This is a genomic window from Methylocapsa polymorpha (genome assembly GCF_045689225.1).
Taxonomy (GTDB): domain Bacteria; phylum Pseudomonadota; class Alphaproteobacteria; order Rhizobiales; family Beijerinckiaceae; genus Methylocapsa; species Methylocapsa polymorpha.
On the sequence record NZ_CP136862.1, the window covers coordinates 3,045,960 to 3,060,428 of the forward strand.

The 14,469-nt window shown below is 60.8% G+C and carries 16 protein-coding genes; 3 read left to right on the plus strand and 13 right to left on the minus strand.

Annotated features, from left to right (window positions below; translation table 11 throughout):
• Positions 1–19: 19 nt before the first annotated feature.
• A complete protein-coding gene (locus RZS28_RS14085) occupies positions 20–577 on the plus strand; it encodes a DUF447 domain-containing protein (protein WP_407341133.1) in 558 nt (185 codons plus the stop codon).
• Here RZS28_RS14085 and RZS28_RS14090 read toward each other — a convergent pair.
• On the minus strand, positions 562–1,599 hold the full coding sequence (locus RZS28_RS14090) for a hydantoinase/oxoprolinase family protein (protein ID WP_407338368.1): 1,038 nt from the start codon (positions 1,597–1,599) through the stop codon (positions 562–564). The genes RZS28_RS14085 and RZS28_RS14090 overlap by 16 nt on opposite strands.
• A 51-nt stretch (positions 1,600–1,650) precedes the next feature.
• Here RZS28_RS14090 and RZS28_RS14095 point away from each other — a divergent pair, with 51 nt between their 5' ends.
• On the plus strand, positions 1,651–2,352 hold the full coding sequence (locus RZS28_RS14095) for a HisA/HisF-related TIM barrel protein (RefSeq protein ID WP_407338369.1): 702 nt from the start codon (positions 1,651–1,653) through the stop codon (positions 2,350–2,352).
• A 67-nt stretch (positions 2,353–2,419) separates the two neighbouring features.
• On the opposite strand, the gene fae is transcribed toward RZS28_RS14095, so the two are convergent.
• The 10 genes from fae to RZS28_RS14145 form a co-directional block, all read right to left on the minus strand.
• Positions 2,420–2,929 carry a formaldehyde-activating enzyme gene (gene fae / locus RZS28_RS14100; protein WP_407338370.1) on the minus strand — a complete coding sequence of 170 codons (510 nt, stop codon included), beginning with the start codon at positions 2,927–2,929 and terminating at the stop codon, positions 2,420–2,422.
• Positions 2,930–3,072: 143 nt separating this feature from the next.
• The gene (locus tag RZS28_RS14105; protein ID WP_407338371.1) at positions 3,073–3,921 is read right to left on the minus strand and encodes a triphosphoribosyl-dephospho-CoA synthase; all 849 of its coding nucleotides are present in this window, start codon (positions 3,919–3,921) and stop codon (positions 3,073–3,075) included.
• Positions 3,918–4,865: a RimK family alpha-L-glutamate ligase gene (locus RZS28_RS14110; protein ID WP_407338372.1), complete on the minus strand. Its 948-nt coding sequence runs from the start codon at positions 4,863–4,865 to the stop codon at positions 3,918–3,920. The genes RZS28_RS14105 and RZS28_RS14110 overlap by 4 nt, the downstream gene beginning before the upstream one ends.
• The gene (mch, locus tag RZS28_RS14115) at positions 4,849–5,820 is read right to left on the minus strand and encodes a methenyltetrahydromethanopterin cyclohydrolase (protein WP_407341134.1); all 972 of its coding nucleotides are present in this window, start codon (positions 5,818–5,820) and stop codon (positions 4,849–4,851) included. The genes RZS28_RS14110 and mch overlap by 17 nt, the downstream gene beginning before the upstream one ends.
• Positions 5,814–6,962, minus strand: coding sequence for an ATP-grasp domain-containing protein (locus tag RZS28_RS14120; protein ID WP_407338373.1), 1,149 nt, complete (start codon positions 6,960–6,962; stop codon positions 5,814–5,816). Before RZS28_RS14120 ends, mch begins: the two co-directional genes overlap by 7 nt.
• Complete coding sequence (locus RZS28_RS14125) at positions 6,949–7,815, minus strand: NAD(P)-dependent methylenetetrahydromethanopterin dehydrogenase (RefSeq protein WP_407338374.1); 867 nt, start codon at positions 7,813–7,815, stop codon at positions 6,949–6,951. The genes RZS28_RS14120 and RZS28_RS14125 overlap by 14 nt, the downstream gene beginning before the upstream one ends.
• A 31-nt stretch (positions 7,816–7,846) precedes the next feature.
• Positions 7,847–8,818, minus strand: a complete 972-nt coding sequence (locus RZS28_RS14130) for a beta-ribofuranosylaminobenzene 5'-phosphate synthase family protein (RefSeq protein WP_407338375.1) — start codon at positions 8,816–8,818, stop codon at positions 7,847–7,849.
• A gap of 405 nt (positions 8,819–9,223) precedes the next feature.
• Complete coding sequence (locus tag RZS28_RS14135) at positions 9,224–9,931, minus strand: MgtC/SapB family protein (RefSeq protein WP_407338376.1); 708 nt, start codon at positions 9,929–9,931, stop codon at positions 9,224–9,226.
• Between the two features lie 288 nt (positions 9,932–10,219).
• The gene (locus RZS28_RS14140; protein WP_407338377.1) at positions 10,220–10,723 is read right to left on the minus strand and encodes a ferritin-like domain-containing protein; all 504 of its coding nucleotides are present in this window, start codon (positions 10,721–10,723) and stop codon (positions 10,220–10,222) included.
• A gap of 180 nt (positions 10,724–10,903) precedes the next feature.
• Positions 10,904–11,455 carry a DUF1003 domain-containing protein gene (locus RZS28_RS14145; protein ID WP_407338378.1) on the minus strand — a complete coding sequence of 184 codons (552 nt, stop codon included), beginning with the start codon at positions 11,453–11,455 and terminating at the stop codon, positions 10,904–10,906.
• Positions 11,456–11,954: 499 nt separating this feature from the next.
• Between RZS28_RS14145 and RZS28_RS14150 the strand changes: the two genes are divergently transcribed.
• Entirely contained in the window at positions 11,955–12,233 is a 279-nt protein-coding gene (locus RZS28_RS14150) for a hypothetical protein (RefSeq protein WP_407338379.1), read from the plus strand.
• Between the two features lie 163 nt (positions 12,234–12,396).
• Here the strand turns inward: RZS28_RS14150 and RZS28_RS14155 are convergent, their stop codons facing one another.
• Together RZS28_RS14155 and zwf are read right to left on the minus strand one after the other, a co-directional pair.
• Complete coding sequence (locus RZS28_RS14155) at positions 12,397–13,071, minus strand: HAD family hydrolase (protein ID WP_407338380.1); 675 nt, start codon at positions 13,069–13,071, stop codon at positions 12,397–12,399.
• 7 nt (positions 13,072–13,078) lie between these two features.
• Positions 13,079–14,467 (minus strand): glucose-6-phosphate dehydrogenase, encoded by a 1,389-nt coding sequence (gene zwf / locus RZS28_RS14160; RefSeq protein ID WP_407338381.1) that lies wholly within the window; start codon positions 14,465–14,467, stop codon positions 13,079–13,081.
• Between the last annotated feature and the right edge of the window lie 2 nt (positions 14,468–14,469).

Sequence of the window (14,469 nt, forward strand, 5' to 3'; positions counted from 1 at the left end):
AGGAGCTGGCAAAGTGCCGATGATCCGAGAAGTCGTTGTCACGACCGTAGATTCCGCAGGAAGGGCGCATATCGCGCCGCTCGGCCTGATCGAGAAGGGCGACGGTTGGATCATTTCGCCTTTTCGTCCTTCGACGACGTTGGACAATCTGATGAGCGTCCCTTTCGCCGTCGCCAATTACACAGATGACGCGCGCGTCTTTGCCGGCCTAGTCACCGGCCGGCATGATTGGCCGCTTGTCCCGGCGACGGTTGCGCCCGCGCCTCGTCTCGCCACGGCGCTGGCCCACGCGGAGCTCGGCGTCGCGCATGTCGAAGATCACCCGGAGCGGCCGCGGCTCCATTGCAAGGTGTTGCATTGCGAGCAGCATGCGCCCTTCGAAGGGTTCAATCGCGCGAGGAACGCCGTCCTCGAATGCGCCATTCTCGTCAGCCGGCTGCATTTGTTGCCGCGCGAGAAGGTTGATCTCGAGATCGCCTATCTCGCAATAGCGATCGAAAAGACGGCGGGCCCGCAGGAGCTTGAGGCCTGGTCCTGGCTCATGCAAAAACGCGACGCCTTCTATGCTTCGAATTGACTCGCGGCAATCAAGGCCACGGCGGAGGCGGGCGCGCAGTCGCATGCTTTGCTGCGAGCCTCCGGGGCGGCTTCGATCAAATCGTCGAAAGCAATGAACTGCCGGTCCAATCTTGCGGCGAGCTTTTTTATGATCCCTCGTCCGACTCCGGCGCCGACAATGGGCGCGCTGGCGTCAATAAGGCCGCGCGACAGGACGAGTTCGGCGGCGTCCATGACGTCGCGCAATTGGGCTTCCGCGAAGACGCCCGCAAGCCTGTCCCAGGCGGCGTCATCGGCTTCGCCGACGTCTCGCCCGATCACGCGCGCGAGCCTTGCGCGCGAGGCGGCTTTTGTCTTCTCACGGCCATCGGCTGTGTCCGTCATATCGGCTTCCTCCGGCAATTCTCCGAGAATGCGATAGACGTCGGCGGCGGTGGCGAACCATTCATTCATCAAGGGGGTCCATTGGCCGGCGAAAGGCACGCGCTTGGGGCCTGCCATCAGGAAGGTCCGCACGAGGCCGGCATAGACGAGCTCTCCATGCGTCAGACGTTGCCCGTCGCTATAGCCTTGGGCCGCTGGCCGGCCTTCGGCGACGGGGATAATGTCCGTCGTGGTCGAACCGATGTCGATGAAAAGCGCGTCGCGCGCGCGCATGCCGGTCAGCGTGGCGCTCGCGTGCCAGTTGGCGGAAGCGATATCGCTTGCATAGGTTGCGACTTCGTCCCTGCCGACAAACCCCGAGCGTCCAGCGTAAAACCATGTCCGCGCAGGCGCTAATATGCGTTCGGCAATATTCGCTACGCCCTGGACGCCTTCTTCGCGGGATGCGAAGGCGTCGGAGAGCTCGCCGGTCATGGTGACCGCATTGAGCGGCGCCGCGCCTATTTCCGCCTGGGCTTCGGAAAATGCGCGATCGAGTTCGGCCAAGCCGAGCCAAAGGGGGCAGGCGATTTGCGCCGCATGAGTGACGATTCCATTTTCAACGCGCGCCGCTTTGAGATGCGCCCCGCCGACGTCCCATCCAATGATATTTTGCATCTCAAAAATCCGGGGCGAGCTCTTCGCCGTGCTTAAATGATCTAGGAACGCATGATGGAAGTCATTCCCGTGATCGACCTCAAAGGCGGCGCCGTCGTCCGCGCGCGCCTTGGCCGGCGGGACGCCTATGCGCCGATCGTAACGCCTCTGGCGTCCACAAGCGCGCCGGTCGATGTCGTCGCTGGGTTTTTGAGGCTCTATCCCTTTCGCACGATCTATGCGGCTGACCTCGACGCGATTGAATCGCGCGGCGGTCATGCGCAAAGCCTCGATGCGCTGAGCGAGGCTTTTCCATCCGTGACCTTTTGGGTCGACGCCGGCGTGAATGATTCCGATAAAGCTCGCTCATGGCTCGCCCGCCATCCGCGCGCGCATCTCGTTCTCGGGAGCGAAACATTGCGAAACATTGCGCCTGTCGAGGCGCTCGGCAAGGAAGACCGCGTCCTTCTCTCCCTCGATTTTCGCGGCGAGGCCTTTCTTGGGCCTGAGGCTCTTTGCGCGACCCCTCATCTCTGGCCGGCGCGCGTCATTGTCATGGCCCTTGCGCGCGTCGGCGGCAATGCCGGCCCCGACATGGATCGACTTGCCGCAATTGCCGCCTGCGCGCCGGAATCCATGATCTATGCGGCGGGCGGCCTGCGCGGTTCTGCGGATCTCGGACGCCTGACGCAAGCGGGCGTCCACGGAGTCCTTGTCGCTTCGGCGCTGCATGATGGCCGATTGACCAGCGCCGATCTCGCCGCCGTCGAATAGGAAGGCGTCAGAAACGCAAAATAAAAGGGGGCCAAAGCCCCCTTTTATGTCCTGCTTTCCGAGCGGCTCAGTTCGGCGCGAAAGGATGCTTCGCGATATTGCGCTGCGCCACGACATGGGCGGGCGTCGGCTCGCCGCTGATGGCGCGGGCGATGGATTCTTTGGTGGCTTGATAATTGTAATCTTGGATCTTCTTGTCGTCGTTGGCTTCCCAATGGATGAAGACGCCGACGGAAATGAAGACGTTGTCAGCTTCCTTGATCGGAATGATCCCATCGGCCACGCTGTCGGCGACAGCCTTGGCGACGCCATGCTGCGCCGGGCCAAAGAGCTGAACAGCCTGCTTCGCGTTCTTGATCGTCACCTTGTTGAACAGGATGGTCGCCGGCTTGACGAGCAGGTTCGGGGCGATGACGGCGAGCAGCGTGGTGAACCCATCCTTATTGTTGGTGAGCGCATTGGCGAAAGCCGTTTCCGCAGCGCTGCCGCGCGGTCCGATCAGCAGGTCGATGTGAGCGACTTCATTGCCCTCTCCAACGAGCGACTCGCCGACGAGGAGCCTGTTTATCTTGGCCATGCTTGTAATCCCCTTGCGTTTCCGTATTAAACTGCGGTCGAAGCAGCTCGACAAATGCAGATGATTATCCTTGTTGTCAACGCCCGGCGCAGCGCCGGGCCGGTTGGCCAGATAGCAGCGGACGCGTTCCGCGGCGGGCGCAGTCAATCATTATTGCGCCGCTCGATCAAGATACGAGTTAGGCGATCGGCAAAAACCGTCGCGACGGTGAGGTCGGCGCTCGTGCCGGGATTGAGCCCGTCGGCCTTCAGCCGCTGATCGAAATCCAGGAGATCGGGGAGCGCTTCCGCCGGGTTTGAATAACTGACAAATCGGTGTCGTATGTTTGCCGCCTCGCCTTGGACCGTTGCGGCGCGCGCTAGGCCTTTCTTGCGCGCGATGTGACTATCCGGGAAGCCGGCGAGAAAGGCGAGATAGATGGCGACGGTCGGCCAGGGCGCGGGCCATAGCTTGCTGCGCGCTGCATTGAGAGCGCCTATGCCGGTCTCGAACACGTCAACGAAATCAAACGCATATTGGTAGGCGATCCTGTCCCTGTCGGCCGCTGCCCGCATCGCCTCCAAAAGGGTTGCGTCCGGCGCCTGATGAACGTCATGGCGGCGCGCCTCGCCGAGCCCTGCCGGGGACGCGCGAAGGATGGCGCAAAAGGCGGCGGCCGCATCCGCGCGGGTCAGTCTGGCGAGGGCGCCTTTCAAGGCCGATCGAAGATCGCCGTCCGTTTGCGCTGCGATGGCGAGGGGCGCGCATAAGAGAATGATGCCGAGATTGGTGTTCATCCCGACGCTCGCCCATGTCGCCTCGACGGCGGCGAGAATGCGATCGCCGATGGAAGCCGAGGATTCGCCGATCGCGGGGGCGGCCGCTTCGGCGCTGCGAAGAAATTCATCGGCGGTCATGCCGTGGCCCTCGGCGAAAATATGGACATTGCCCGGCTTCGGCGCTTCGATTTCGTCGCGACATGAGGCGATGAAGGCCGCCGCAATTTCATTCACCCGGCCGTCTCCGCCGCGCGCCCGCCGATGCGCGCCAAAACATGATCGACGAGCCGATCCGCGATGGAGAAAGGCGCGACCTTCTGCAAGCCGCGCCAGCCCGGCATGCTGTTGACTTCGAGCACGTAGGGCGCGCCCGCCGCATCTTCGATAATGTCGACCCCGGCGAAATCAGCGCCGACCGCCGCCGATGAGCGCAAAGCGAGTTCGATCATGGCCGCGTCCGGCTCGAACCATTCTGGCCGCGCCCCGAGCTTGACGTTCGTGATCCAATGCTTGGCGTGGCGCGTCATCGCGGCGATGACCTCGCCTTGCGAAACGAACAGCCTGATGTCGCGAAAGCCGTTTCGATTTCCTGTAACGAAGCGTTGGAGATAATAAACCCCTTCGACGGCCTCGAATGGAGGCAAATCTTCCACGCGGCGGATCAGCTTCAGGCCAAATCCTTGGGCGCCGAACAAGGGCTTCAGGACGAGCGGGCCTCGACCCGCTTCGCGCCGCACAATCTGCCGGGCTGCTTGCTCCGATTGAACGGTCCAGGTGGACGGCGTTGGAATGCCGCAGCGCGCCAGCGCAAAGCTCGTCGCGGCTTTGTCGACGCAGAGCTCGATGGTTCGCGCCGAATTAAGGACCGGCGCGCCAATGTCGCGGAGGCTATGCAAAACGCTGAGCCGCAGAGTCACGCTTTCGAAGGTTCCGAAGCCGACCGCGCGGACAAAGACCGCGTCCGGCAAATCGGCGCCGAAGCCAGGAACGACAAGACCGCTTGGCCGCTGCGTATCGAATCCGCATTGCGCCAGCCGAATCGGCGCGGCGATCGCTCCGGCACGCGCGAAAGCGGCAGTCAAATCCCGCGCGTGCCAATCGTAAAGATCGACCGCCAGCGCGATTTTCAACCGGCTCGAGGCCCTCGCCGGCGCTCCAAGCCTATCCGAAAGAGACATCGAGCAATGCTTGATCGATCTGACCCGCGTGGAAGGTTTCGCCGGTGTCGACAGCGGTGACGATCGCGCGCGCCGGGCTGAACAGCATCGGGTCGATTGAATAGAAGTCGCCCTTATAGGCTTTGAACACGTCGGCGAAAGGCCGGCCGTAATCGCGCGATCCCGCGCTCGGCAGCGATTGGGCGAGCGCCTTTGCGTCTTCCGCGGGGCCGGTCACGAAAAGATGCGCCTGGCCGCCGTAGATGATCGCGTCATTGGTCCGCCCCATGGCCTGAATGAAATCGGGATGCGGCGGCGAGAGCGGCGCAGAGGCCAGGCCGTCGACGATGCGCGACAGCGGAAATTTCGACTCATGGGCCTTATGCAAGGCGACTTCAAGAACGCGCGCGACGACCTGAACGCTTCCCGCAAGGCTTTGCGTCGGGGCGAAGATAAAGGCGACATTTTCAGTGGCGACGCCGCAATCGCGCGCGACCTTGTCGACGATTTCGGGCGGCGGGGCTTTGCCGGACTCGAGAACGAGCGTCGCGCGCTCGGCGTGATCATGATAGTCCAATTCGGCGAAGAGCGGCTCCTTGCGCGCGAGCGCACGGCCGGGACCCGAGCCCAGGGCGAAAAACGCCGTCTTCCCCTCGCCGTGAGACAAGGCCCAGCCGGCATATTGGCTGGCGAGACAGGCGATCACGGGATCGGTGCTGCGGACGAAGATCTGAAACGGCCATTTCGGATTGGGGCCATTCGGCGCGAGTTCGACCGTTCCGAGGCCGCCAAGGCAGATTTCAGCTATGCGCAAGCCCGCTTCGATTCCGCCCGGCGCGGCCTTGCCCGCGTCGATAATGGTCTCGCCGCGCTCGCCCTTGGAGACCGCAACGCGCAATTTCGCCGCGTCCGCAATGAGCCGGTCGACCGCGTGCCCGGTCAATGTGTTGATGCTTGGTCCAATATTGCTCAAGATGCCGCTCCGTTCCCAATGTGTTCTAGTTCGTCGAGGATGAATGCGGTCCGTTCCTCCAAAAGCATTCGCGCTTGCGAGGGCAGGGCGGCGCGCGCCTTTATCGTGCAAAGTGGATCATTCAGATGCAACGCCGTCCGCGCCTTTTGCCGGTCGGACGCCCAATCCGGCCAATCGAGCGCCGGCATCGATGGGATGGGGCGGGCGACATAGGCGATCGCCGCGGCGGCGGCTCCTTCGAACTGCAGCGCGCGCTCGGGCAGACGGCCGAGGCATCCGTTGATATGCGCCTGAAAAAGCGATCCCTCCCGATCTTCGAATATATCGAGAGTCGCGCCGGGACGAGGATTGATTTCAATTAGCGTGACCTGGTCGCCGTCGACAAGCAAATCGATGCTATTGAGGCCGCGAAGGCGGCAGGCGCGGGCGATCACTTCAGCGATCTCGGTCAGGCGACTTTCCAGGCGCGGCGCGAGATCGGCCGGGCGCAGGCTGCCGCCGAAGCGGAATGGCTCATCGGGGGCCGGAGCCGGCCATTGCCGGCTTGAGCCAAGCATTTGCGCCTCGGCGCCGTCGGCGAGAAGCAGGATTGAAACAGGATCGCCCCGAGCAATGCGCTGAAAATAGATATTTTCGCCTTCCTCGCGCCAGGTCCCGGCGGGCGCGACATGGCCCCCGCCAGCTCCGCCAACGCTCTTGACGAGCCAGTCTCCGCGTTCCCCTTCCTGCGGCATTTCGACGCTGATCTCTGGATGCGGAATGCTCAGGGAGGCGCAAAGCGCCGCCAATGCAAATGGGTCTTTCACGCGCCGCACGACCTCCGGCGGGTTGCCGAAGATCGTCCAGCGAAGCGCCAGATCCTGAAGAATCTCGACGCGATCCTCAAATCCGGCGCCATAGATGAGGCCGATCGGGGCCCGTGCTCTGGCGAGCGCTTCGAGCGCGGCGATTAGAGCCGCGCTTTCGAAGCCAGATTGAAGGTCGCCCGCCACAAGACAATTTGCTTCGGCCAGGACGCCTGTGTCTTCGTCGTCAAAAAAATCGGCGACGAGCGGTCCATATCCCGCCCGCCGCGCGGCTGCGGCCAAAGCTCTTCCAGATGTCGCCGCAATGAGAATTGCGGCGCCTGGCTCAGACGAGTTCACGGGCGAGAGCGAAAGCGTCGCGAAAATCCAGGCTGAGCGCTTTGGAGGATGCGGCCATGCGCTGGAACAGCCCGGACTCCGTCTTGTATTTTATGTCGCCGATGGCGAGCGGGCCGATCCCGAGGCTCCCCCCAGCCAGTTCCTGGCCATTGCCATGAAGGTCAAGGCCCTCGATCCCGGCGGGCGGCACTGCATTGACATCGGCGGAGACAAGGAGGGATTTCGCCGTCGCGAGCTGCTCCTTCGACAGGATTTGCCTGCCCGCGGCGGCGGCGCAAAACACGACATCGATGCCGGCAAGAGCTCCGACTTTCTTTTCCTCGGTGCTGCCGTCCACGGCGTGCGTCTCGACGCCGAACCGCTTCTTGATGTCGTCCGCCTTCGCCTGAACGCGCGCCGGTCCGTCATGGCCCGCGAGAAAAACTTCAGCGCCTTCGAGCGCGGCGATGACGCCAGACGCGTAGCCGACAACGCCCGTCGCGCCAAAAATCAGGATCTTCGTCCCGGAAAGCGAACGGTTCTTTTTATCCTTCAGAAGCTTCTCGACGCAGGCGACCATGGCGGCGGCGGTCGTGAAGGAACCCGCCGGATCGGCGAAAGCCGAAATCTCAAAAGGCTTCAACAGAGTCTTTTTCACAAGCTCCATCATGTCGAGAGCGAGGCCGGCGTCTTTGCCGGCGATGAAAACGCCGGTGCGGACAGCGTCCTTCGGGGAGCGTGAGAACATTGCGTCCTGCACCAAAGGCGTGACGTCATCGAGCGTGACCCCGATATAAGGCGTAACGGAATCATAGCCGGCGTCGAGCGCCATATTTACGTCGAAAGGGCTCATGTGCTTCAGCGGACTGAGCATATGCAATATATTCTTGGCCACGCATTTTCCCCTATTTGATCGCCGCGAAGGTTTCACCCTTCACAAGCGCGCCGTGATTAAGTCCTTTGCAGATCACAATGTCTAGACCGGAGACTGTGACTTTTTCTTGCGCGAGATCGCTAAGACGCCGCGCTTCCTCCCGGTCGCGGGCGAAGGCGAAGCCCGTTGGTCCCCACGATGACTGGCCGGTCCCTTTCGCGCCATGACGGCGAAGCTCCTCCATGACTTCCGCGACCGCCGGGCTCACGTAGGGGGCGCCGCCTTGAGCGGGCGCGAAATAAGCGCCGACAATGTCCTGAATGCGCGCAATGGCGTCGCCGAAGGACTCGATGTCGCGTTCGGCCAAGGCCGGCAGCGCCTTGATCAGGACGAGCCGGCAGATCTCGCCCGCGGCTGCGGCGTCGAAATCGTCGAGTTGCGCGAAGGCGGCGCGTTCCTGCTGCCCATGCGCGCCCTCCAAATGCGGGTCGAGGACCAGAATCACCCGCCAGTCCTGCGGGAAATCCATGCGGGCTATGACCGGCGGCGTCATTGTCCGCTCGCCGCGGCCGCCGTCTACGATCAATCCGCCGCGTTCGAAGAGCCCCGCGCCAATGCCTGAGCGCGCGCCTCGCTGCAGCAGCACGGCGTCCTCCGAGAGATCGGAAGCGACGTCTTCGAGCCTCCGCAAGGCCGCGGCGATGGCGAGCGCGAGCTGCGTTCCGGATCCGAGACCGGCGTGGGCGGGGATGGCTTCGTGAATTTGGAGTCTATAGTTCGCCGTAAGTCCGAAGCGCTCCTTGAGAAGGTCGAGATGGCTCGATGCGCGCTCGGCCTCGGCGCCTTCGATCTGCGTCTCCGCGGCGCGACGAATCGAAAGGCGGGTCGCTCGACCGTCAATCGCGAGCCCGAGACTGCCGAAGCGCCGGCCGAGCCCGCCATTCATGTCGAGAAATCCAAGGTGAAGACGGGCGAAGGCTATCGCCGTGACGCTATTGAACATGACCCTTTCTCTCGCGGACATTTATTCCTTTCGCGGACGATCGCGCCGGACCTCTGGTCGTTATCCCGCGCGGAGATTCTTGACTTAATATGATCCTATTGCGACGGCGGCTTCGCCTTTCGCGAATTATTCGCTAAGAGTCGCAAGGACAGGCTCCGGCAGGAGGAATGCGCCGACCGGGAGCCCCGATGAGATGGTTCGCAATAGCGAGAGCCGCTCAATTGATCAAGAGCCGGGGCTGCAAGGGCGCCCGCTTGGGCCGGTCGAGTTTTCGGCGCAGGACCGCGCTGACGCCGCGAAATCAAGGAAGAACTTCTGAAGGAGGGCGCCCTCGACGCCAAGGTTTTCTGAGGCGCGTTCAACGCAGACACGGGGCAGGCGACGCAAAATTTTTGGAATAACCCTTCAAACGCCCAGCAATATTGGCGTCCATCTGAAGGTGGTCAGTTCGGACCGATCGCCAATTTCCAGCAGGAAGCGCGGGATTCCGTGGTCTCCGCTATGATCGCGCCATTCAAGTTCATAGCTTAGGCTTGTCCGCCTTTCGCTCTTGTCCACCATGAGAGAGCAGTCCGTGATGCGGACGTCGAAAGGCGCGAGAATCTGCCGGATTAGTTCGTCCGTAAGATTGTCATCACCCGATAGGTCCAGCCTCGCAATTCGATCCTTCAAAACATAGTTGTCGACCTGTCTCAAACTGGAGAGCACCACAAATCCTAATACGAAAGCAATGGAACCCAGTGAAAGTGCGCCTGCGCCGAAACATAGACCCATGACTGTCGCAAACCATAAAGTGGCGGCGGTCGTTACTCCCACCACGAGCACGTCGTTTCTAAAAATAGCTCCTGCTCCGATGAAGCCAATGCCAGTCAAAACGCCAAGGGGCAGTCTCATGACATCCATCGTGACAAAGGAGTCAGGCTGCCTGCCGGCCACGTTCAAAAGAGAGTTAGCCAAAATCATCGCGATTGACGCGGCGAGGGTTACGAGTAGCGTGGTGCGTAAGCCGGCCGCCCTGCCATGAATGCTTCTGTCTAGGCCGATCAGGCCTCCGGCGACAGTCGTGAATGTCAGGCGGACCGTGATATCCAGCCATGAGACCTGTAAGGCCATTGCCTGGGGCCAGTGCATGCTGATCTGGTCTCCAATTCATTCCTCAGGCGCCCTCAGGCTCTGCAACTCCATTGCGCCAAAGTTCTAGAACGGTGATCCACGCCGAGCTGGCGTGCTTCCTCGGGAAGACATTCCTGGTGGCAACCTGTCGCCATGCGGCCATCGCAGAGCTTTTCCTCCACGGTGACCGCTGAGCGCCCCGTCATGGCGAAGGTAGGCGCATATGTGATCGTCCTCGACCTCTGCGATTTTCGTCGCCGATTCATCAACCGCCTCGCTCGCCCTCAATTATTCAGCGGCCTGGGGCCGCTCGGCCGCGCTTTCATTCACGCCGGCCTCCGCAATATTGGTTAGAAGCTCATCGGCGTGCTTTTCCTCCGCCAGCGTTTCGCTGAGAAGCTCTACGGCTTCATCCTGGCCAAGTAGCTTCGCCCACGCACAAAGCGTTCCGTAGCGCGCGATTTCATAATGCTCGGCGGCTTGGGCGGAGGACACTATGCCAGCGTCGCGCAACGCCTCGTCGTCGACCTCATTCATGACCTCCTGACCTTCCGCGATGATGCCAAGTATCGCATCGCAAGTTTTGCCTCGCGGCCTTTTGCCGATGGCCTCAAACACCTTCTCAAGTCGTTCAACTTGCTCCTCGGTTTCCTCGCGATGTTTCGTCAGCGCCTCCTTCAATTTTTGATTTGTGCTTTTCTTCGCCAGCTTGGGTAGCGCTTTGAGAAGCTGCTTCTCGGCATAATAAACGTCTTGAAGAAGAGCGTGAAAAAGTTCGTCCATGGATTGCATGTCGGTCTCCCATCTAAAATGGACCGCCCGTTAACTTCAGCGATTTCGATTTGTTCCTTGGCCGATGGATACCGATCCGCTGGGCCTTCGCAAAAACAATCTGAGGTGCTTCTCGATAGAGGACAGCGTCGCCGGTGCGTCGCCTCCGCAGTTCCTCCCACGCGGCCGGCACGCCTCCGCCTATCCACTGATCTGCTCGGCCTCGGCGTGGCTCTCTTTGATCGCCTCCAGCACCGATTTCGGGTCGGCAGGTTGAGCCATAGCCTCTGCTTCCTGATCCACTCGGTCGCGAATAAACGGATTATCCCGGCGCGCCTCTTCCAGCAGTTGTATCGCCTTCGCCGTCTTCTGCTCGCTTAAGATCGCCAGCTCCAAGGTGAGCTGTTCCCGGAGTTGAGCCAGCTGATATTCACGCCGCTGGGTGGCTAGGATCAAGGCGACGATGTAAAGCGACGCCATCGAAGCAACGCCAACGAGTCCTGAGAAGGGGGGCGGGTCGATCGGGCGATAGCCGAGCGCGGCGGCAACCAGATTCACGCTGACCCAGCCGACGGTGATGGCGGTTAGCAGAGCAACGAATCTGAGGCGAGCTACAAAGGCCGTCATGCGATCGCCGACGCGTTGAAGCCGCGTCGTGTTCTGATGGTGTTCTGCATGGAGTCGAGCGATAGACCGAATGGTCTCTTCGATATGCGCCGGAAGGAGCGGCGGCGGAACGTTCGTATCGGCCATTGCTTATCCTTGACGACTTGACGAGCGAGCGTTTACCCGCAGTTTTCCAAATTTACCGCGGGAATCAATTGTCGCCAGTTTCGCCGAGGTATCGGTTGATGCGAAGATGGCGACGAATCGATGCCCCCGCACGAGATCCAGGAGGTAGGAGCGCTTGTCCCAAACAACAAGCGGAACAAGTTAGCGTTCTAAACGGTGGCGGACCGATGCGGCGTCTACAAGACGCGCCATTCCCTGCAAAATCGTCATGCGAATTTGCATCGAGCGCCGAGATGAAGTTGGCTTGACTTTGACATGGACCCTATCGCGGCGCGTGGGCGGGGCCATTGTCGTAGCGATCAAAAAGACGATGCTGGAAGCAACTAATTCGCGCAAGTCACGTTCGGGCGAAGTGCGGTCCAATTGACGTAACTTTGCACTGAAGTTTTCGATGGAGTGCGAGTTGTCGCCAAAAATGCTTCAACTTTGCAGATCTTCAAGTGAAAGCAGGGAGAAACCAATGTCTATTCGGCTGTTGACGATGTGCACGGCCATCGTGGCCTTGCTAGGCGGGGTCGCGGCTGCCCAGCAGGGAGGCACCACGTCGGGTCCGGCGGCGGGAAGCAATACTGAGCCGAGCACTGCTATTCAGAAGCAAGACGAAGGCCGGTCGAGCGGCGTCGGCCAAGACTATCGCGGATCGTCTGGAGCGGCGGGAGCACCCGGCATTGAGGGGAAGCCTGGCGCGGAGAGCGGCCGCGCGCCGGAGGGGCGCATGCCTCCAGGCTCAGACGAGTAGCTTCACTTTTGATCGGCTTGGCGCCCACTGCCAGGGCATTTTCGTCAGGCGAGCCTGAGCGACGGCGGGCGTAGGGCTCCCACGCCCGCGGGGCTATCGCCAAAGGGCTGGCCGGCGATACGCATCGACCTCGCGACTTGGCTATATTTGTCTGTTCCGGCAGTTATTCCGCCGGTCTCGACATAAATGCAGCCAAGGCGTAATTATTCAGTTCGCTGATGTGATCCAATTGAATATCCGCGGGCTGACAGCCGGCAAGAATACGCGGGTCTAGCGCGTAGTGACCTTGCTTCGGGAACACGGTGCTGACGCGCGCGCCCCAAACGTTCTTGACCGCGTTGAGGATGGGCAGCTTGTCATCGATCATCACATATCGTTTTGCCGGATAAAAGCGCTCCACATCAGCAAGCTCGTGCTCCTTGTGAACATAGATGAGCACGTGGCCGTCGAAAGCCGCCCAAAGCCCGGAGCGGTCGATTTTCCGAGGCTGGAACACTGCATCGCCATCAGACAGAATAACTGCGTGACCCCATTGCCGGACATGTTGTATCGCATTAAGCGCGCCTTTATAGATCCGATCGCCGAAGGGATAGTCGACGAGCCAGCTTGACATCCGCAGCACCCTTGGATCGTGCATCTTTTCGAGCCGGAATCGCTCCAACGCGCCGAGATAATCGGCATAGCCGAGCTGGTGGCGCACCTCTTCGAAAATGTCCCAGTAGCGGCTGCAGGCGTCGACCCCGTATGAGGCGGTCAAATGACCCGCCAGATCGGCCTGGACACGATCGTTATCAAGAAGAGTGTTGTCGACGTCAAAAAGAAAAACGAGATCGTGCATTGGCGTCTCAAGGTCCCAGCACTGGAGGCAGTGGATTGCGCCATGGCCCGTCTGGCCCAATCAGCTGGTTGGCTTCGTCTGGTCCCCAGCTTCCCAGCGCATAGGGAATCGGAGGAGCAATCTCGTCCAAAGCCGGCTCCACAATGCGCCATTGGGCATCGACAATGTCGCGCCGGCCGAAAAGCTCCCCAACGCCAAGCATCGCGTCGCCGAGGAGACGTTGATAGGGCGGCTTGAAAGCGGTCGCTTGCTCCGTCAGGACCAATTCGACGTCTTCGCCCTTCATTGTCTCTCCCGGACGTTTGACTCGTAAACCCTGCGCGATGCTGACATCGGGGCTAATCCTTATCCGCATATGGCCTGATCCCGCGGCGTCGATTTCCGCGAAGGCTTCTCGCGGGGGCTTTCTGAAATACACCATCACTTCCGCGGCCGTCACTGAAAGCCCTTTGCCAGCCCGAATATAAATCGGCACGCCAGCCCACCGCCACGAGTCAATGAAAAGTTTGGCCGCGACGAATGTTTCGACGGTCGAGTCGGATTTGACGCCGGGCGCAGACTGATAACCGACGTATTGGCCGCGAATGACGTTCGCCGCATCCAGTGGTCGCACCGCCTTCAACAAGTCGGCCTTCTGATCGCGTATAGCATCGTATTCCGCGCCAGTTGGCGGATCCATGGTCAGATTGGCGAGCACTTGCAGCATGTGGTTTTGAAGCACATCGCGAATCGCGCCGGTCTCGTCATAGAATTTGCCGCGTTCCTGCACCCCAAAACTCTCGGCCATGGTGATCTGAATGCTGCCGATATGGACGCGGTTCCAGATCGGCTCGAACATCGAATTTGCAAATCGGATATAAAGTATGTTTTGCACCGGCTCCTTGCCGAGGTAGTGATCGATCCGAAAGATGTTTTCTTCAGGGAAAAAGCGATCGAGAATGCGGTCGAGTTGGCGAGCAGACTCTCTACTGCGACCGAAAGGCTTTTCGATTACGAGACGTGGGTCCATTCCAGCGCTCTGTTTCGCGAGCCCCTCCGCCACTGTCGCAAATAGGCTGGGGGGAATGGCCAGATAATGGAGGGGCCGTTTCGCCTCCCTTAGTTCGTGGCGCAGACGCACATATGTCGACGGGTCGTTGTAGTCGCCGTCGACATAGCGAAGGAGGCTCGTGAGCTTGGCAAAGGCTTTGGCGTCGAGAGCGCCATGACTTAAGAGACTTTCTTTGGCGCGCGCCTTGAACTGGTCCAGCGTCCATCCTGCCTTGGCGACGCCAATGATCGGCGCATCTAGCCCTTCGTCACGAACCAGGCCCAGCAACGAGGGAAAGATTTGCTTTTTGGCAAGATCCCCTGTTGCGCCAAAGAAGACGATTGCGTCGGAAACGGGACGGCTCATTC